Annotated in this window: 16 protein-coding genes and 1 pseudogene; 15 read left to right on the plus strand and 2 right to left on the minus strand. The window is 70.9% G+C overall.

Translation table 11 applies throughout. From position 1 onward, the window contains the following. Positions 1 to 129 precede the first annotated feature (129 nt). Positions 130 to 2,328, minus strand: coding sequence for an elongation factor G-like protein EF-G2 (locus AB0E91_RS17755; protein ID WP_361782083.1), 2,199 nt, complete (start codon positions 2,326 to 2,328; stop codon positions 130 to 132). A gap of 268 nt (positions 2,329 to 2,596) precedes the next feature. Here AB0E91_RS17755 and pgsA point away from each other — a divergent pair. From pgsA to AB0E91_RS17790, 7 genes and pseudogenes are all read left to right on the plus strand, one after another. Next, positions 2,597 to 3,326 (plus strand): annotated as a pseudogene (gene pgsA / locus AB0E91_RS17760) (phosphatidylinositol phosphate synthase). Next, positions 3,323 to 4,237, plus strand: a complete 915-nt coding sequence (locus tag AB0E91_RS17765; protein WP_361782086.1) for a phosphatidylinositol mannoside acyltransferase — start codon at positions 3,323 to 3,325, stop codon at positions 4,235 to 4,237. Before pgsA ends, AB0E91_RS17765 begins: the two are co-directional and overlap by 4 nt. Further along, positions 4,234 to 5,397 (plus strand): glycosyltransferase family 4 protein, encoded by a 1,164-nt coding sequence (locus AB0E91_RS17770; protein WP_361782089.1) that lies wholly within the window; start codon positions 4,234 to 4,236, stop codon positions 5,395 to 5,397. The genes AB0E91_RS17765 and AB0E91_RS17770 overlap by 4 nt, the downstream gene beginning before the upstream one ends. 41 nt (positions 5,398 to 5,438) lie before the next feature. Beyond that, on the plus strand, positions 5,439 to 5,981 hold the full coding sequence (locus AB0E91_RS17775; protein WP_356103142.1) for a hypothetical protein: 543 nt from the start codon (positions 5,439 to 5,441) through the stop codon (positions 5,979 to 5,981). 112 nt (positions 5,982 to 6,093) lie between these two features. Beyond that, positions 6,094 to 6,999 (plus strand): pyridoxal 5'-phosphate synthase lyase subunit PdxS, encoded by a 906-nt coding sequence (gene pdxS, locus AB0E91_RS17780; RefSeq protein WP_161178297.1) that lies wholly within the window; start codon positions 6,094 to 6,096, stop codon positions 6,997 to 6,999. 12 nt (positions 7,000 to 7,011) lie between these two features. Continuing rightward, on the plus strand, positions 7,012 to 7,617 hold the full coding sequence (gene pdxT / locus AB0E91_RS17785) for a pyridoxal 5'-phosphate synthase glutaminase subunit PdxT (RefSeq protein ID WP_361782092.1): 606 nt from the start codon (positions 7,012 to 7,014) through the stop codon (positions 7,615 to 7,617). 80 nt (positions 7,618 to 7,697) lie between these two features. Then, complete coding sequence (locus AB0E91_RS17790; RefSeq protein ID WP_161178299.1) at positions 7,698 to 8,450, plus strand: YebC/PmpR family DNA-binding transcriptional regulator; 753 nt, start codon at positions 7,698 to 7,700, stop codon at positions 8,448 to 8,450. Between the two features lie 103 nt (positions 8,451 to 8,553). On the opposite strand, the gene AB0E91_RS17795 is transcribed toward AB0E91_RS17790, so the two are convergent. Further along, on the minus strand, positions 8,554 to 8,865 hold the full coding sequence (locus AB0E91_RS17795; protein WP_361782095.1) for a hypothetical protein: 312 nt from the start codon (positions 8,863 to 8,865) through the stop codon (positions 8,554 to 8,556). 322 nt (positions 8,866 to 9,187) lie between these two features. Here AB0E91_RS17795 and ruvC point away from each other — a divergent pair, with 322 nt between their 5' ends. The 8 genes from ruvC to AB0E91_RS17835 all read left to right on the plus strand — a co-directional run bounded on the left by ruvC (position 9,188) and on the right by AB0E91_RS17835 (position 18,531). Next, entirely contained in the window at positions 9,188 to 9,790 is a 603-nt protein-coding gene (gene ruvC / locus AB0E91_RS17800) for a crossover junction endodeoxyribonuclease RuvC (RefSeq protein WP_361782097.1), read from the plus strand. After that, entirely contained in the window at positions 9,787 to 10,392 is a 606-nt protein-coding gene (gene ruvA, locus AB0E91_RS17805; protein WP_361782100.1) for a Holliday junction branch migration protein RuvA, read from the plus strand. Before ruvC ends, ruvA begins: the two co-directional genes overlap by 4 nt. A 28-nt stretch (positions 10,393 to 10,420) precedes the next feature. After that, the gene (gene ruvB / locus AB0E91_RS17810; RefSeq protein ID WP_161178303.1) at positions 10,421 to 11,491 is read left to right on the plus strand and encodes a Holliday junction branch migration DNA helicase RuvB; all 1,071 of its coding nucleotides are present in this window, start codon (positions 10,421 to 10,423) and stop codon (positions 11,489 to 11,491) included. A gap of 165 nt (positions 11,492 to 11,656) precedes the next feature. Beyond that, positions 11,657 to 12,196 (plus strand): preprotein translocase subunit YajC, encoded by a 540-nt coding sequence (yajC, locus tag AB0E91_RS17815; RefSeq protein ID WP_361782105.1) that lies wholly within the window; start codon positions 11,657 to 11,659, stop codon positions 12,194 to 12,196. Positions 12,197 to 12,340: 144 nt separating this feature from the next. Next, complete coding sequence (gene secD / locus AB0E91_RS17820; protein WP_361782108.1) at positions 12,341 to 14,104, plus strand: protein translocase subunit SecD; 1,764 nt, start codon at positions 12,341 to 12,343, stop codon at positions 14,102 to 14,104. Between the two features lie 3 nt (positions 14,105 to 14,107). Then, positions 14,108 to 15,211: a protein translocase subunit SecF gene (gene secF / locus AB0E91_RS17825; protein WP_361782111.1), complete on the plus strand. Its 1,104-nt coding sequence runs from the start codon at positions 14,108 to 14,110 to the stop codon at positions 15,209 to 15,211. Beyond that, positions 15,208 to 15,747 carry an adenine phosphoribosyltransferase gene (locus AB0E91_RS17830; protein WP_161178306.1) on the plus strand — a complete coding sequence of 180 codons (540 nt, stop codon included), beginning with the start codon at positions 15,208 to 15,210 and terminating at the stop codon, positions 15,745 to 15,747. Before secF ends, AB0E91_RS17830 begins: the two co-directional genes overlap by 4 nt. A gap of 264 nt (positions 15,748 to 16,011) precedes the next feature. After that, entirely contained in the window at positions 16,012 to 18,531 is a 2,520-nt protein-coding gene (locus tag AB0E91_RS17835) for a RelA/SpoT family protein (protein ID WP_361782115.1), read from the plus strand. The last annotated feature ends 86 nt before the right edge of the window (positions 18,532 to 18,617 follow it).

Raw genomic sequence — 18,617 nt, forward strand, 5'->3', positions numbered from 1 at the left:
GCCGTCGTGCGGGCGCCGGGTCGCCGGTGCCCGCCACGAGCGGCTTGATCAGCCTAGCCGCGGGCACCGACAACGCACCGGCGGACGACCGAAGCCGCCCACCGGCGCGCGGAGCGTACGCCGGGTGAACTACGGGGTGTCGCCCGCCTGTTCGCGGATGCGGTCCGCCACCTGAGGGGGCATCGGCTCGTGCCGGGCGTAGGAGCGGCTGAAGCGGGCGGTGCCGTGGGAGAGGGAGCGCAGGTCGATGGCGTAGCGCCCGATCTCGAACTCGGGGACCTCGGCGCGGACCAGGGTGCGTCCGGTGCCGACCTGTTCGGTGCCGAGGACGCGGCCGCGCCTGCTGGAGAGGTCGCTCATGACGGGGCCGACGTAGTCGTCGGGGATGAGGACGCCGACCTCGGCGACGGGTTCCAGGAGGTGGATGCGGGTCTCGGCGGCGGCCTCGCGCAGGGCGAGGGCGCCGGCGGTCTGGAAGGCGGCGTCGGAGGAGTCGACCGAGTGGGCCTTGCCGTCGAGCAGGGTGATCCGCACGTCGACGAGCGGGTATCCGGCGGCGACGCCCTTGGCGGCCTGGGCGCGTACGCCCTTCTCGACGGAGGGGATGAACTGGCGGGGGACGGCGCCGCCGACGACCTTGTCGACGAACTCGATGCCGGAGCCGCCCGGGAGTGGTTCGACCTCGATCTCGCAGATGGCGAACTGGCCGTGGCCGCCGGACTGCTTGACGTGGCGGCCGCGTCCGGCGGCCTTGCCCGCGAAGGTCTCGCGCAGCGACACCTTGTGGGGGACGACGTCGACCTGGACGCCGTAGCGGCTGCGCAGCCGTTCCAGGGCGACGTCGGCGTGGGCCTCGCCGAGGCACCACAGGACGACCTGGTGGGTGTCCTGGTTCTGTTCGAGCCGCATGGTCGGGTCCTCGGCGACCAGGCGGGCCAGGCCCTGGGAGAGCTTGTCCTCGTCGGGTTTGCTGTGGGCCTGGATGGCGAGCGGGAGCAGCGGGTCCGGCATCTGCCAGGGCTCCATGAGCAGCGGGTCGTCCTTGCCGGAGAGCGTGTCGCCGGTCTCGGCGCGGCTCAGCTTGGCGACGCACACGAGGTCCCCGGCGACCGCGTGCGGGACGGGGCGCTGCTGTTTGCCGAAGGCCATGGAGACGGCGCCGATGCGTTCGTCCACGTCGTGGTCCTCGTGGCCCCGGTCGGTCATGCCGTGTCCGGAGACGTGGACGGTGTCGTCGGGGCGCAGGGTGCCGGAGAAGACGCGGACCAGGGAGACGCGGCCGACGTAGGGGTCGGAGGAGGTGCGGACGACCTCGGCGACCAGGGGTCCTTCGGTGTCGCAGGGCTGGAGTTCGCGGGGCCTGCCGTCGAGGGTGGTGACCTCGGGCAGCGGGTGTTCGAAGGGGGTGGGGAAGCCGCCGGTGATCAGTTCCAGCAGTTCCAGGGTGCCGAGGCCCTGGCGGGCGCCGTCGGCGGCGGGGGCGGCGGCGAGGACGGGGAAGAAGGTGCCGCGTGCCACGGCGCGTTCCAGGTCCTGGACGAGGGTCTTGACGTCGACCTGTTCGCCGCCGAGGTAGCGGTCCATGAGGGTCTCGTCCTCGCTCTCGGCGATGATGCCCTCGATGAGCCGGTTGCGGGCCTCCTCGATGCCGGGGAGTTCGTCCTCGCCGGGTTCGGACTCCACGCGCTCGCCGGTGGAGTAGTCGAAGAGCTTGCGCGAGAGCAGGCCGGTCAGGCCGGTCACGGGGGCGTGGCCGTCGGGGCCCTCGGGAGCGCGCAGCGGGAGGTAGAGCGGGAGTACGGCGTCGGGGTCGTCGGCGCCGAACGCCTCGGCGCACTGCCGGGTCATCTCCTCGAAGTCCGCGCGGGCGGACTCCAGGTGTGTGACGACGATCGCGCGGGGCATGCCGACGGCCTGGCACTCCTCCCAGACCGCGCGGGTCGAGCCGTCCACGCCGTCGGAGGCGGAGACGACGAAGAGGGCCGCGTCCGCCGCTCGCAGACCGGCCCTCAGCTCCCCGACGAAGTCGGCGTAGCCGGGGGTGTCGAGTACGTTGATCTTGATGCCGTCCCATTCGACCGGGACCAGCGAGAGCTGCACCGAGCGTTGCTGGCGGTGCTCGATGTCGTCGTAGTCGGAGACCGTGCCGCCGTCCTCCACGCGGCCGGCCCGGTTCACCGCCCCCGTCGTGAGTGCGAGGGCTTCCACCAGGGTCGTCTTGCCCGCTCCGGAGTGGCCGACCAGCACCACGTTCCGTATGGATTCGGGGTGGTCGGCCGTGACTGCCCTGCCGGCGGCCCCGGGATGTGATTGCGCCTTTTCGCCCATGATCCTGCCTCCCGTGGACGGTGAGGTCACTGTGGGCGCGGACACGCGGCACCGCGTGCACTGGCGGCTCCTGCGACGCCCGCGGTCCTTCGAGCTTTCCACTTGGGCCATGCCACGTCCATACGACGGACGGTTCCCGGCCGTACGACGGACAGCTTCTGGGCGTAGGGCGGACGGCTCCCGGCGCGGCCCGGACGGCCCCCGGACATCACGACAGGGCCACAACCCCAGGGTGCCCGCCAGCCGTGGGCCCCCGCGCGTGACTACGATGGGCGCGCCGGTGGTCACCAGGGGCTGCCGCCACACCGACCGTCGGGAAGGCCATGCTGAACAAGTACGCGCGTGCATTCTTCACGCGTGTCCTCACGCCGTTCGCCGCGTTTCTCATCCGCCGGGGCGTGAGCCCGGACGCGGTCACGCTCATCGGGACGGCCGGGGTGGTGGCGGGGGCGCTGGTCTTCTTCCCCAGGGGCGAGTTCTTCTGGGGCACGATCGTGATCACGCTGTTCGTGTTCTCGGACCTGGTCGACGGCAACATGGCGCGCCAGCTGGGCCGCTCCAGCCGGTGGGGCGCCTTCCTGGACTCCACGCTCGACCGGGTGGCCGACAGCGCGATCTTCGGCGGCTTCGCCCTCTGGTACGCGGGCAACGGCGACGACAACGTGCTGTGCGCCGTCTCGATCTTCTGTCTGGCCAGCGGCCAGGTGGTGTCGTACACCAAGGCGCGGGGCGAGTCGATCGGGCTGCCGGTGGCCGTGAACGGGCTGGTGGAGCGGGCCGAGCGGCTGGTGATCTCGCTGGTCGCGGCCGGGTTCGCGGGGCTGCACAAGTTCGGTGTGCCGGGCATCCAGTACGTGCTGCCGGTCGCGCTGTGGATCGTGGCCGTGGGCAGCCTGGTCACCCTGATCCAGCGCGTCGTCACGGTGCGCCGGGAGTCGGCGGAGGCCGAGGAGGCCGCGCGGGACGAGGCGGCGCGGGGCAGCGAGGCGGCCAAGTGAGTACCGCGGAACGCCTGACCGACACCCTGTACGGACTCGGCTGGGGCGCGGTCAGGAAGCTGCCCGAACCGGTCGCCACGCGCCTGGGCGTGACCATCGCCGACCTGGCCTGGAAACGGCGCGGCACGGGTGTCCGGCGGCTGGAGTCGAACTACGCGCGCGTGGTGCCGGACGCGAGCCCGGAGCGGCTCGCCGAGCTGTCGCGGGCGGGGATGCGCTCGTATCTGCGCTACTGGATGGAGTCCTTCCGGCTGCCCGCGTGGAGCCCCGAGCGGGTGCGCACGGGCTTCGCCCCCAAGGGCGCCCACCATCTGATCGACGGCCTCGCGGCGGGCAAGGGCGTGATACTCGCCCTGCCGCACCTGGCCAACTGGGACCTGGCCGGTGCCTGGGTCACCACGGAGCTGAACACGCCGTTCACCACGGTCGCGGAGCGCCTGAAGCCGGAGAGCCTGTACGACCGTTTCGTCGCCTACCGCGAGGGCCTCGGCATGGAGGTGCTGCCGCACAGCGGCGCCTCCGCGTTCGGCACGCTGGCGCGGCGGCTGCGCGACGGCGGACTGGTCTGTCTGGTCGCGGACCGCGATCTGTCGGCCTCCGGCGTCGAGGTGGACTTCTTCGGTGAGCGCGCCCGGATGCCCGCGGGGCCCGCGCTGCTCGCCCAGCAGACCGGGGCGCTGCTGCTGCCGGTCACGCTCTGGTACGACGACTCCCCGGTGATGCAGGGTGAGGTGCACCCCGCGATCGAGGTTCCCGAGGCGGGCACGCGCGCGGAGAAGACGGCCGCCATGACGCAGGCGCTGGCCGACGCCTTCGCGGGCGGCATCGCCGAGCATCCCGAGGACTGGCACATGCTCCAGCGGCTGTGGCTCGCCGACCTCGATCCGGCCAAGGCGGAGGGGCGGGCGTGAGAATCGGCATCGTCTGCCCGTACTCCTGGGATGTCCCGGGTGGGGTCCAGTTCCACATCCGTGACCTCGCGGAGTACTTCATCCGCCTCGGCCACGAGGTGTCCGTGCTGGCCCCGGCCGACGACGACACCCCGCTGCCGCCGTACGTCGTCTCGGCGGGCCGCGCGGTCCCGGTGCGGTACAACGGCTCGGTGGCCCGGCTGAACTTCGGGTTCCTCTCGGCGGCGCGGGTGCGGCGCTGGCTGCACGACGGCGCGTTCGACGTGGTCCACATCCACGAGCCGACCTCGCCCTCGCTCGGCCTGCTCACCTGCTGGGCGGCGCAGGGGCCCATCGTGGCCACCTTCCACACGTCCAACCCGCGCTCGCGCGCCATGATCGCCGCGTACGCGATCCTCCAGGCCGCGCTGGAGAAGATCAGCGCCCGGATCGCGGTGAGCGAGTACGCGCGCCGCACCCTGGTCGAGCACCTGGGCGGCGACGCGGTGGTTATCCCCAACGGGGTGGACGTGGACTTCTTCGCCAAGGCCGAGCCCAAGCCGGAGTGGCAGGGCGGGACGATCGGCTTCATAGGGCGCATCGACGAGCCCCGCAAGGGACTGCCGGTGCTGATGCGGGCGCTGCCGAGGATCCTGGCCGCCCGGCCGGAGGCGCGGCTGCTGGTGGCGGGCCGGGGCGACGAGGAGGCGGCCGTCGCGGAGCTGCCCGAGGAGCTGCGCTCGCGCGTGGAGTTCCTCGGCATGATCAGCGACGAGGACAAGGCCCGCTTCCTGCGCAGCGTCGACCTGTACGTGGCGCCCAACACCGGCGGCGAGAGCTTCGGCATCATCCTGGTCGAGGCCATGTCGGCCGGTGCCCCGGTCCTCGCCTCCGGCCTGGACGCCTTCGTCCAGGTTCTCGACCAGGGGCGGGCGGGCGAGGTTTTCGCCAACGAGGACGCCGACGCCCTCGCCACCGCCGCCGTCCGTCTCCTGGGCGACCCGGACCGCCGCGCCGAACTCAGCGAGCGCGGCAGCACCCATGTCCGCCGCTTCGACTGGTCGACCGTGGGCGCGGACATCCTCTCGGTCTACGAGACGGTCACCGCGGGCGCGGCGGCGGTCGCCACGGACGAACGCCCGGGTCTGCGCTCCCGCTTCGGACTGGCGGCCCGGGACTGACCGGCGGACACGGCACCGCCCGGGGCCGGTAGCCTTCCGGCGTGACAGCAACGCTCATCTGGATTCTCGTCGCGCTCGTGGCCATCGGCGTCTATCTGAGCTGGACGGCCGGCCGGCTGGACCGGCTGCACGTGCGGATGGACGCCGCGCGCGCCGCGCTCGACGCGCAGTTGCTGCGCCGTGCCTCCGTGGCGCAGGAGCTGGCCACCTCCGGGGTGCTGGACCCGGCCGCCTCCATCGTGCTCTACGAGGCCGCGCACGCGGCCCGGCAGGCCGAGGAGGAGCAGCGCGAGGTCCTCGAGAGCGAGCTGAGCCAAGCCCTGCGCGCCGTGTTCGAGGACGCGGGCCAGGTGGAGGCCGTACGGGCCGCCCCGGGCGGCGAGGAGGCTGCCAGGGAGCTGGCCGAGGCGGTGCGCCGGGTGCCGATGGCCCGCCGTTTCCACAACGACGCCGTCGGCGCCGCCCGCAGGCTCCGCGAGCACCGCAAGGTGCGCTGGTTCCGCCTCGCAGGCCACGCGCCGTTCCCGCTCGCCTTCGAGATGGACGACGAGCCGCCCGCCGCCCTGATCGAGCGCGCGGCCTGAGCGGACCGCGCAAAACGATCCACCGGTTCCCCATTGGCCCTTGTCGTGACCTGCGGGGTTCACGTTTCCTCGATGGTGCAGCAATCCCCTTCGCCATCAGTGAGGTCACCCCGTGTCCACCATCGACAACCAGGCTCCCGAGACCGGTACCGCCCGTGTGAAGCGCGGCATGGCCGAACAGCTCAAGGGCGGCGTCATCATGGACGTCGTCACCCCGGAGCAGGCGAAGATCGCCGAGGACGCGGGCGCCGTCGCCGTCATGGCCCTGGAGCGGGTCCCGGCCGACATCCGCAAGGACGGCGGCGTGGCCCGTATGTCCGACCCGGACATGATCGAGGGCATCATCGACGCCGTCTCGATCCCGGTCATGGCCAAGTCCCGCATCGGCCACTTCGTCGAGGCCCAGGTCCTGCAGTCCCTCGGCGTCGACTACATCGACGAGTCCGAGGTCCTCACCCCGGCCGACGAGGTCAACCACTCCGACAAGTGGGCCTTCACCACGCCGTTCGTGTGCGGTGCCACCAACCTCGGTGAGGCCCTGCGCCGCATCGCCGAGGGCGCGGCCATGATCCGCTCCAAGGGCGAGGCCGGCACCGGCAACGTCGTCGAGGCCGTGCGCCACCTGCGCCAGATCAAGAACGAGATCGCGCGCCTGCGGGGCTACGACAACAACGAGCTGTACGCCGCCGCCAAGGACCTGCGTGCCCCGTACGAGCTGGTCAAGGAGGTCGCCGAGCTGGGCAAGCTCCCCGTGGTCCTCTTCTCCGCCGGTGGCGTCGCCACTCCGGCCGACGCCGCCCTGATGCGCCAGCTCGGCGCCGAGGGCGTCTTCGTCGGCTCCGGCATCTTCAAGTCCGGCGACCCGGCCAAGCGCGCCGCCGCCATCGTGAAGGCCACCACCTTCTACGACGACCCGAAGATCATCGCGGACGCGTCCCGCAACCTCGGCGAGGCCATGGTCGGCATCAACTGCGACACCCTCCCCGAGACCGAGCGCTACGCGAACCGCGGCTGGTAAGGCACGACACCCATGAGCACCCCCGTCATCGGCGTCCTGGCCCTCCAGGGCGACGTACGGGAGCACCTGATCGCCCTGGCCGCGGCGGACGCCGTGGCCAGGCCCGTCAGGCGCCCCGAAGAACTCGCCGAGGTGGACGGCCTGGTCCTCCCCGGCGGCGAGTCCACCACCATCTCCAAACTGGCCGTCCTGTTCGGCCTGATGGAGCCCCTCCGCGCGCGCGTGCGCGCCGGAATGCCCGTCTACGGCACGTGCGCCGGGCTCATCCTGCTCGCCGAGAAGATCCTCGACCCGCGCTCGGGCCAGGAGACGATCGGCGGCATCGACATGATCGTGCGCCGCAACGCCTTCGGCCGCCAGAACGAGTCCTTCGAGGCAGCGGTCGACGTCCATGGCGTACCGGGCGCTCCTGTGGAGGGCGTTTTCATCCGTGCCCCCTGGGTCGAGTCCGTCGGCGCGGACGTCGAGGTGCTCGCCGAGCACGACGGCCACATCGTCGCCGTCCGCCGGGGCAACGCGCTCGCCACCTCGTTCCACCCGGAGCTGACCGGTGACCATCGCGTCCACGCGCTCTTCGTCGACATGGTCCGCGCGAACCGGACACCGGAGTCCTTGTAGGATCTGCGGCGGTACCCCTCAGGCTCTCCCAGCGCCGGGGGAGTCCGATCAGGATTGGGTTACGCGAAGGAGACAGGCAGATGTCCGGCCACTCTAAATGGGCTACGACGAAGCACAAGAAGGCCGTGATCGACGCCAAGCGCGGCAAGCTCTTCGCGAAGCTCATCAAGAACATCGAGGTCGCGGCCCGCATGGGCGGCGTCGACATCGAGGGCAACCCGACGCTGTACGACGCCATCCAGAAGGCGAAGAAGCAGTCGGTCCCGAACAAGAACATCGACTCCGCGGTCAAGCGCGGCGGCGGCCTCGAGGCCGGCGGCGCCGACTACGAGACGATCATGTACGAGGGCTACGGCCCCAACGGTGTCGCGGTGCTCATCGAGTGCCTCACCGACAACCGCAACCGCGCCGCCTCCGACGTGCGTGTCGCCATGACCCGCAACGGCGGCAACATGGCCGACCCGGGCTCCGTGTCGTACATGTTCAGCCGCAAGGGCGTCATCATCGTCCCCAAGGGCGAGCTGAGCGAGGACGACGTCCTGGGCGCCGTCCTGGACGCCGGTGCCGAGGAGGTCAACGACCTCGGTGAGACCTTCGAGGTCATCAGCGAGGCCACCGACCTGGTCGCGGTCCGCACCGCGCTCCAGGAGGCGGGCATCGACTACGACTCCGCCGACTCCAGCTTCGTGCCGTCCGTCCAGGTCGAGCTGGACGAGGAGGGCGCCAGGAAGATCTTCAAGCTGATCGACGCGCTCGAGGACAGCGACGACGTGCAGAACGTCTTCGCCAACTTCGACGTGAGCGACGAGGTCATGGAGAAGGTCGACGCGTGAGCCGCCGGCGCCGCAGCACTGCTGCGGCGCCGCCGTTCCCGTTACGCAGAACGGCCCGCCGGACCAACTGGTCCGGCGGGCCGTTCTGGCACATGGTGCTGGATCAGCCGTCGATGCTCTTGATCGAACCGGTGTGCTTCAGGTGGCCCTTGCCGTCGGCCTTGACGGAGTCCGCGAGCATGTCCTCGAACTGACCGTCCTTCCACCAGATGTTGATGGTGGCGGTGTGGTCACAGATGTTGTGGTAGTACACGGTCGTGGTCGAGATGCCGTCGCTGTAGGACCAGTTGAAGCAGCCGCTGCGGCCGCTGTGGTCGGCGGCGGCCGACATCTGGGCGGCCTGCGCGGGCGTCGCGACGGCAAGGCCCGCCAGCAGGACGGACGTGGCGACGGCGGTCTTCAGTATGGAACGCACGATTTCCCCGGTTTCTGTGTGACGTGATCGTGGCTGAAAGTTCGGCCTGTTACAGATGGTGGTCGATTGGCCGACAGCGAGTGAAGGTATAGCGATCACGTGCGCGCAGCAATTGACAATGACCGTCGCGTGCCCAAGTCCTGACGAAGCATCAGGATTTTCCTGGACAGCCGGACCGTTTTCTTTGCCTCCCCTTTGATCGTTCCGTGGCCGACGACGCGTTGTCGGTGGCGCCGGATAGCCTGGCGCGGCAGGTACGGCCCAGGTCGTGCGGGCCGGACGGTCAGGGCGCGGGCAGATGGAAGGAGCGAGGATCAGTCAGATGCGCGTACTCGGTGTGGACCCGGGGCTGACCCGGTGCGGCGTCGGCGTCGTCGAAGGTGTGCCCGGACGGCCGCTCACGATGCTCGGCGTCGGTGTCGTCCGTACGCCGCCGGACGCCGAGCTGAGCCACCGACTGCTCGTCGTCGAGCAGGGCATCGAGCAGTGGCTGGACGAGCACCGGCCGGAGTTCGTCGCCGTGGAGCGCGTCTTCGCCCAGCACAACGTCCGCACCGTCATGGGCACCGCCCAGGCCAGCGCCGTCGCCATGCTGTGCGCCGCCCGGCGCGGCATCCCCGTCGCCCTGCACACCCCGAGCGAGGTCAAGGCCGCCGTCACCGGCAGCGGCCGGGCCGACAAGGCCCAGGTCGGCGCCATGGTCACCCGCCTGCTCCGGCTCAGCGCGCCCCCCAAGCCCGCCGACGCGGCCGACGCCCTCGCCCTCGCCATCTGCCACATCTGGCGCGCCCCCGCGCAGAACCGGCTCCAGCAGGCCGTGGCCCAGCACCAGGCCCACGCGGCCAAGGCGGCCAACGCAACACACGCAGCACAAGCAGCACAAGCAACGCACGCAGCTCACGCAACGAAAGGCCGAACGGCATGATCGCCTTCGTCAGCGGCACCATCGCCGCGCTCGCCCCCGACACGGCGGTCGTCGAGGTCGGCGGGGTCGGCATGGCCCTGCAGTGCACCCCGGACACCCTGGCGAAGCTGCGCCTGGGCGAGGCCGCCAAGCTGCACACCTCCCTGGTCGTGCGCGAGGACTCCCTCACCCTGTACGGCTTCGCCGACGACGACGAGCGCCAGGTCTTCGAGCTGCTCCAGACCGCGAGCGGCGTCGGCCCCCGCCTCGCCCAGGCGATGCTCGCCGTGCACACCCCGGACGCGCTGCGCCGCGCGGTCGCCTCCAACGACGAGAAGGCCCTCATCGCCGTGCCGGGCATCGGCAAGAAGGGTGCGCAGAAGCTGCTGCTCGAACTGAAGGACCGGCTCGGCGCGCCCACCGGCACCGCCGTCGCCGTCGCCCCGGCCGCCCAGGGCTGGCGCGACCAGCTGCACACGGCCCTGGTCGGCCTCGGCTACGCCCCCCGCGAGGCCGACGAGGCCGTGTCCGCCGTGGCACCCGAGGCCGAGGCCGCCGAGGGCACCCCGCAGGTGGGCCAGCTCCTGAAGGCCGCCCTCCAGACCCTCAACCGCGCCCGCTGACCCGCGCCACGTCGCAAGGAGTACCTGAGTGAACCGGGACGACCCGATCGACAGCCCCGCCGAGGACCGGCTGGTGGGCTCCGTCGCCGACCGGGAGGACCAGGCCGTCGAGGCCGCCCTGCGCCCCAAGGACCTCGGCGAGTTCATCGGCCAGGAGAAGGTCCGCGAACAGCTCGACCTGGTGCTGCGCGCCGCCCGCGCGCGCGGTGCCACGGCCGACCACGTCCTGCTCTCCGGCGCGCCCGGCCTCGGCAAGACCACCCTGTCGATGATCATCGCGGCGGAGATGGGCGCCCCCATCCGCATCACCTCCGGCCCCGCCATCCAGCACGCCGGCGACCTCGCCGCGATCCTCTCCTCGCTCCAGGAGGGCGAGGTCCTCTTCCTCGACGAGATCCACCGCATGTCCCGGCCCGCCGAGGAGATGCTGTACATGGCGATGGAGGACTTCCGCGTCGACGTGATCGTCGGCAAGGGCCCCGGTGCCACCGCCATCCCGCTGGAGCTCCCGCCGTTCACCCTGGTCGGCGCCACCACCCGTGCGGGCCTGCTGCCGCCCCCCTTGCGCGACCGCTTCGGCTTCACCGCGCACATGGAGTTCTACGAGCCGCACGAGCTGGAGCGCGTCGTGCACCGCTCGGCCAGCCTGCTCGACGTCGGCATGGAGGGGCAGGGCGCCGCCGAGATCGCGGGCCGCTCCCGGGGCACGCCCCGTATCGCCAACCGGCTGCTGCGCCGGGTCCGCGACTACGCGCAGGTCAAGGCGGACGGCCGGATCACCCGTGAGATCGCGGCCGCCGCCCTCGCCGTCTACGAGGTGGACGCGCGCGGACTCGACCGGCTGGACCGGGCCGTGCTGGAGGCGCTGCTCAAGCTGTTCGGCGGCGGACCGGTCGGTCTGTCCACGCTCGCGGTCGCGGTGGGGGAGGAGCGTGAGACGGTGGAAGAGGTCGCCGAGCCCTTCCTCGTACGCGAGGGACTGCTCGCCCGCACCCCCCGCGGCCGCGTCGCCACCCCGGCGGCCTGGGCCCACCTCGGACTGACCCCGCCACGCCCGGCGGGCACGGGAAACGGACAACAGGACCTGTTCGGGACGTGACGGCGGGGGCATTGGCGACGGAAGGAACCCAGGTGCCATGCTGAGCGTTGTTCCATGCACGCGGACTCGCCTAGACTCCGCCGATGCCGCCCTTGTGGGCGGCGCCGACCAGCCCCCTCCACCAGGCCGCTCACCGCGCGGTCGCGCGAAGGAAAAGTCCGTCTCGTGAATATCTACACCCTTCTTCCCTTCATCGTGCTCATCGCGGCCATGTTCCTGATGACGCGCTCGGCCAAGAAGAAGCAGCAGCAGGCCAGCCAGATGCGCAACGAGATGCAGCCCGGTTCGGGCGTGCGCACCATCGGGGGGATGTACGCGACGGTCAAGGAGGTCACCGAGGACACGGTCCTCCTCGACGCCGCTCCCGGCGTCGAGCTGGTCTTCGCCAAGAACGCGATCGGCGCCGTCCTCACCGATGACGAGTACAACCGCATCGTGCACGGCATCGAGCACGACCTGAAGTCCGACGCGGACGTCGTCCCGGACGACGCCTCCTCCCTCACCGCCGACGCCGCCCCGGCCGCCGACGCCGACGACAAGCCCGTCGACCTCGGCAAGAAGGACGCCGCCGAGGACGAGCCGGCCGCCGAGGCCGAGGACGCCAAGACCGGTGAGGAGACCGAGGCCGCCGACGTCAAGGACGCCGCCGAGGCCACGACAGGCGACGCGCCGAAGAAGACCGACGGCGAGTCCGACGCGAAGTAGGCGTCTCACGGGGCGGTCCGGCGCGGCCCGACGGCCGCCGGACACGCCCCGATCGCCTCTGTTTCCCGCACGGAATCCCGACACCATGTCATGGCCGGCCGGCGCCGACGGCGACCGGAGCGGCCCGAGAGGGAGTACGAGAAGGTGGCAGCACCTAAGAAGGGCCGGAGTGCGAGCGCTCAGAGCAAGCCAGGGCGCTCACTGGTCCTCATCCTGATCGCCATCGTGGCGCTCACCGGGGGGATGTTCGCCTCCGGACACACCACTCCGCGTCTCGGCATCGACCTTGCCGGTGGTACGAGCATCACGCTCAAGGCGAAGGCCGACCAGGGGTCGGCGATCAACAAGGCCAACATGGACACCGCGGTCGACATCATGAACCGCCGTGTCAATGGCCTGGGTGTCTCCGAGACCGAGGTGCAGACCCAGGGGACCGACCACATCATCGTCAACATCCCCAAGGGCACCAACTCCAAGGAGGCCCAGGACCAGGTCGGCACCACCGCCAAGCTGTACTTCCGCCCGGTGCTCGCGTCCGAGCCCAGCGGTGCGGCCGCCACGCCCAACCCCTCGCCGAGCGCCTCCTCCAAGGGCGGCGCCTCGCCGAGCCCGTCGGGCAGCGCCGCCGGTGACCAGAAGGCGTCCGCCACCACGCCCTCTCCCACCTCCACCACCCAGGGCCGCCCCGTCAGCGGCGCCCTGAAGGCCGACGCCACGCCGTCGTCCTCCGCCTCTCCCAAGGCGTCCTCCACGCCCGCCGCCTCCGCGAACCCGTCCGCGAGCGCCGCCGCCGGCAAGCTCCAGGCGCAGTACGCGGCGCTGGACTGCGCCAAGCCCGCCCAGCGCGCCAAGACGAGCCAGAACAGCAAGCCCGGCGACACCATCGTGGCCTGCGGCCAGGTCGGCAAGGCCTGGTACAAGTACGTGCTCGGCCCGGCCGCCGTCGACGGCACCGAGGTGAAGAAGGCCCAGGCGGTCTTCGACACCCAGGGTGCCTCCGGCTGGCAGGTCCAGATGAACTTCACCTCCACCGGAGCCAAGAAGTTCGCCGACATCACCGGTCAGCTCGCCAAGAACCCGGACCCGCAGAACCAGTTCGGCATCGTCCTCGACGGCGAGGTCGTCTCCAGCCCGTACGTGCGCACCGCCATCACCGGCGGCCAGGCCGAGATCTCCGGCAGCTTCACCCAGCAGGAGGCCCAGAGCCTCGCGAACATGCTGTCCTACGGCGCTCTCCCGCTCTCCTTCCAGAAGGAGACCGTCACCACGGTGACCGCCGCGCTCGGCGGCGAGCAGCTCCACGCCGGTCTGCTCGCGGGTGCCATCGGCCTCGCCCTGGTCGTGCTCTACCTGGTGATCTACTACCGCGGTCTGTCGCTCGTCGCCATGGCCTCGCTGCTGGTCTCCGCGATCCTCACCTACGTGATCATGACCCTGCTCGGTCCGGGCATTCACTTCGCGCTGAACCTGCCCGCGGTCTGTGGCGCCATCGTGGCGATCGGCATCACCGCGGACTCGTTCATCGTCTATTTCGAACGCATCCGGGACGAGATCCGCGAGGGCCGCTCGCTGCGTCCCGCCGTCGAGCGGGGCTGGCCGCGCGCCCGGCGCACCATCCTCGTCTCCGACTTCGTGTCCTTCCTCGCCGCCGCGGTGCTGTTCATCGTGACCGTCGGCAAGGTGCAGGGCTTCGCGTTCACGCTCGGTCTGACCACCGTGCTCGACGTGGTCGTGGTCTTCTTCTTCACCAAGCCGCTCATGACCCTCCTGGCGCGCCGCAAGTTCTTCGCGGACGGCCACAAGTGGTCCGGGCTCGACCCGAAGAGCCTGGGTGCCAAGCCGCCGCTGCGCCGCACCCGCCGTCAGTCCGGTCCTGCCGCCGGTTCCGTCGACTTCCAGGAGGCGTGAGCGATGTCGAAGCTCGGTAACCTCGGCGCCCGGCTGCACCGCGGCGAAGTCAGTTACGACTTCATCGGCAAGCGCAAGATCTGGTACGGCGTCTCCATCCTGATCACCATCACGGCCATCGTCGGCCTGGTGGTGCGCGGCCTGAACATGGGCATCGACTTCCAGGGCGGCGCGGTCTTCACCACGCCGGCCAAGATGAGCACCTCGGTCAGCCAGGCCGAGGGGTTCGCCCACGAGGCCTCCGGCCACGAAGCGGTGGTGCAGAAGCTCGGCAACGGCAGCCTGCGCATCCAGATCGCCGGCATCGACACCGGCAAGGCCGACGACATCAAGGAGACCCTGGCCAAGGATCTCAAGATCGACCCGGAGACGCTCGCCGCCGACCTCGTCGGCCCGAGCTGGGGCGAGCAGATCGCCAACAAGGCCTGGGAGGGCCTGGCGATCTTCATGGTGCTCGTGGTGATCTACCTGGCCATCGCCTTCGAGTGGCGCATGGCGGTGGCGGCCCTGGTCGCCCTGATCCACGACATCACGATCACCGTCGGCATCTACGCCCTGGTCGGCTTCGAGGTCACGCCCGGTACGGTCATCGGTCTGCTGACCATCCTCGGTTATTCGCTCTACGACACGGTCGTCGTCTTCGACAGCCTCAAGGAGCAGACCAAGGACATCACCAAGCAGACCCGCTTCACCTACAGCGACATCGCCAACCAGTCGATCAACGGCACCCTGGTGCGCTCCATCAACACCACGGTGGTCGCCCTGCTGCCGGTCGCGGGTCTGCTCTTCATCGGCGGCGGCTTCCTCGGCGCCGGCACGCTCAACGACATCTCGCTCTCGCTGTTCGTCGGCCTCGCGGCCGGCGCGTACTCCTCGATCTTCATCGCCACCCCGCTCGTCGCCGATCTCAAGGAGCGCGAGCCCGCGATGAAGGCCCTGCGCAAGCGGGTCCTGGCCAAGCGCGCGCAGGCCGCGGCCGGGGAGAATTCCGGGGAGCAGGGTTCCACGGGTGATACTTACGATGCGGCGCCCGCTGTGGTGGGCCCGCGCGACCAGCCCGTGGCACGCAACCGAGGCCGCGGCCGACCCTCTGGAAAGCGCCGATGACCGACATCCAGGAGCTGCTGCTCAGCCGAATCCGTGACGTCGCGGACTACCCGGAGCCGGGAGTGATGTTCAAGGACATCACCCCGCTCCTGGCAGACCCGGCGGCGTTCACGGCCCTGACCGACACGCTGGCCGAGATCGCCACGAACACCCGGGCGACCAAGGTCGTCGGCCTGGAGGCCCGCGGCTTCATCCTCGGAGCGCCCGTCGCCGTCCGCGCGGGCCTCGGCTTCATCCCCGTCCGCAAGGCCGGCAAGCTGCCCGGCGCGACCCTGCGCCAGGCCTACGACCTGGAGTACGGGTCGGCGGAGATCGAGGTGCACGCCGAGGACCTCACCCCGGACGACCGCGTGCTGATCGTGGACGACGTGCTCGCCACCGGCGGCACCGCCGAGGCCGCGGCCCAGCTCATCGAGCGGGCCGGGGCCCAGGTCGCGGGCCTCGCGGTCCTCATGGAGCTCGGCTTCCTGGGCGGCCGCGCCCGCCTGGAGCCCGCGCTCAAGGGCGCCCCCCTGGAGGCTCTGCTCCAGGTCTGACGCGTCCGGCCGACACGTTCGGCGGGAAACGAAGCACAGCTCGGCCGTGGGCGGCACCGGATCAACGGTGCCGCCCACGGCCGTATCCTTTCGGCCACCAGGACGACAGTCCCCGGCCACCTCCCGGAATCTCCCACCAGCCCCACGCGTTCCATGGACGGACCGCCCGCGCATCGGGCCGAAGGCGATGACGAGGCGCGGGATCGCTACCATGGGATCTCCGGAGCCTGTCCGGGCTACCCGGATCGCGCACGAGGAGTCCTCTTGCCAGACGAGGCCCAGCCACTGACCGCCGCCAAGCCCGAGTCCGCCTCGGCCCCGGCGGTGAAGCCCGCGCCCAGCGCGTCCGACGCGAAGAACGACTCCCGCGGAACGGCGGCCCACGCCTCCTCCGCGCCCGTCGAGAAGACCGCCGACGCCTCCCGGCCGAAGCCGGCCGCGCCCGTCCGCGCCGCGGCCGGGCAGTCCGCGTCCCGCTCCGGCTCCTCCAACCGCGTCCGCGCCCGCCTGGCCCGCCTCGGTGTGCAGCGCGCGAATCCGTACAACCCGGTCCTGGAGCCGCTGCTGCGGATAGTGCGCAGCAACGACCCCAAGATCGAGAACGCGACGCTCCGCCAGATCGAGCGCGCCTACCAGGTCGCCGAGCGCTGGCACCGGGGACAGAAGCGCAAGAGCGGCGACCCGTACATCACGCACCCGCTCGCCGTCACCACCATCCTGGCCGAGCTGGGCATGGACCCGGCCACGCTGATGGCGGGCCTGCTCCACGACACCGTCGAGGACACCGAGTACGGCCTGGACGACCTGCGCCGGGACTTCGGCGACGTGGTCGCGCTGCTCGTCGACGGCGTGACCAAGCTGGACAAGGTCAAGTTCGGCGAGGCCGCGCAGGCCGAGACCGTGCGCAAGATGGTCGTCGCGATGGCCAAGGACCCCCGTGTCCTGGTCATCAAGCTCGCCGACCGCCTGCACAACATGCGCACCATGCGCTATCTCAAGCGCGAGAAGCAGGAGAAGAAGGCGCGCGAGACCCTCGAGATCTACGCGCCGCTCGCCCACCGCCTGGGCATGAACACCATCAAGTGGGAGCTGGAGGACCTCGCCTTCGCGATCCTCTACCCCAAGATGTACGACGAGATCGTGCGTCTGGTGGCCGAGCGCGCGCCCAAGCGCGACGAGTACCTGGCCATAGTGACCGACGAGGTCCAGTCCGACCTGCGCGCCGCCCGCATCAAGGCGACCGTCACCGGGCGCCCGAAGCACTACTACAGCGTCTACCAGAAGATGATCGTCCGCGGCCGCGACTTCGCGGAGATCTACGACCTGGTGGGCATCCGCGTCCTCGTGGAGACCGTCCGCGACTGCTACGCGGCCCTCGGCACCATCCACGCGCGATGGAACCCGGTCCCCGGCCGGTTCAAGGACTACATCGCGATGCCCAAGTTCAACATGTACCAGTCGCTGCACACGACGGTCATCGGGCCCAACGGCAAGCCGGTCGAACTCCAGATCCGCACGTTCGACATGCACCGCCGGGCCGAGTACGGCATCGCCGCGCACTGGAAGTACAAGCAGGAGGCCGTCGCCGGCGCCTCCAAGGTCCGCACCGACGCGCCGAAGTCGTCCGGCAAGGGCAAGGACGACCACCTCAACGACATGGCGTGGCTCAGACAGCTCCTGGACTGGCAGAAGGAGACCGAGGACCCCGGCGAGTTCCTGGAGTCCCTGCGGTTCGACCTCTCGCGCAACGAGGTCTTCGTCTTCACGCCCAAGGGCGACGTCATAGCGCTCCCGGCCGGTGCCACTCCGGTCGACTTCGCCTACGCGGTGCACACCGAGGTCGGCCACCGCACCATAGGAGCGCGCGTCAACGGACGCCTCGTACCGCTGGAGTCCACCCTGGACAACGGCGACCTGGTGGAGGTCTTCACCTCCAAGGCACCCGGCGCGGGCCCCTCCCGCGACTGGCTGGGCTTCGTCAAGTCGCCCCGCGCCCGCAACAAGATCCGTGCCTGGTTCTCCAAGGAGCGCCGCGACGAGGCGATCGAGCAGGGCAAGGACGCCATCGTCCGCGCCATGCGCAAGCAGAACCTGCCGATCCAGCGCATCCTCACCGGCGACTCGCTGGTCACGCTCGCGCACGAGATGCGCTACCCCGACATCTCCGCGCTGTACGCGGCGATCGGCGAGGGCCATGTCTCCGCGCAGAACGTGGTGCAGAAGCTGGTGCAGGCGCTCGGCGGCGAGGAGGCCGCGAGCGAGGAGATCGACGAGAGCGTCCCGCCCGCGCGCGGCCGCAGCCGCAAGCGCCGCTCCAGCTCCGACCCCGGTGTCGTGGTCAAGGGCGTCGACGACGTGTGGGTCAAGCTCGCGCGCTGCTGCACGCCCGTCCCCGGCGACCCGATCATCGGCTTCGTCACCCGGGGCAGCGGCGTCTCGGTGCACCGCAGCGACTGCGTCAACGTGGAGTCGCTCTCCCGCGAGCCCGAGCGCATCCTCGACGTCGAGTGGGCGCCCACCCAGTCCTCGGTCTTCCTGGTCGCCATCCAGGTCGAGGCGCTGGACCGCTCCCGGCTGCTCTCCGACGTCACCCGCGTCCTGTCCGACCAGCACGTCAACATCCTCTCGGCGGCCGTGCAGACCTCCCGCGACCGGGTGGCCACCTCGCGCTTCACCTTCGAGATGGGCGACCCCAAGCACCTCGGCCACGTCCTGAAGGCCGTGCGGGGCGTGGAGGGCGTCTACGACGTCTACCGGGTCACCTCGGCCCGCAACCGCACGTAGGAGCGCGCGGGGACCGCACAGGACCCCCTGGGACACACCGAAGGCCCCGTACGTCGTGTACGGGGCCTTCGGTGTGGTGGGCGGGG

The sequence above is a fragment of the Streptomyces sp. NPDC026659 genome, assembly GCF_040638245.1.
Taxonomy (GTDB): Bacteria; Actinomycetota; Actinomycetes; order Streptomycetales; family Streptomycetaceae; genus Streptomyces.

What these genes read in the sequence shown, in the direction of transcription:
- AB0E91_RS17755 (WP_361782083.1), bottom strand. Translation starts at nt 2,328, where the DNA reads ATGGGCGAAAAGGCGCAATCACATCCCGGGGCCGCCGGCAGGGCAGTC.
- pdxT (WP_361782092.1), top strand. Translation starts at nt 7,012, where the DNA reads ATGAGCACCCCCGTCATCGGCGTCCTGGCCCTCCAGGGCGACGTACGG.
- AB0E91_RS17790 (WP_161178299.1), top strand. Translation starts at nt 7,698, where the DNA reads ATGTCCGGCCACTCTAAATGGGCTACGACGAAGCACAAGAAGGCCGTG.
- ruvC (WP_361782097.1), top strand. Translation starts at nt 9,188, where the DNA reads ATGCGCGTACTCGGTGTGGACCCGGGGCTGACCCGGTGCGGCGTCGGC.
- ruvA (WP_361782100.1), top strand. Translation starts at nt 9,787, where the DNA reads ATGATCGCCTTCGTCAGCGGCACCATCGCCGCGCTCGCCCCCGACACG.
- secF (WP_361782111.1), top strand. Translation starts at nt 14,108, where the DNA reads ATGTCGAAGCTCGGTAACCTCGGCGCCCGGCTGCACCGCGGCGAAGTC.
- AB0E91_RS17830 (WP_161178306.1), top strand. Translation starts at nt 15,208, where the DNA reads ATGACCGACATCCAGGAGCTGCTGCTCAGCCGAATCCGTGACGTCGCG.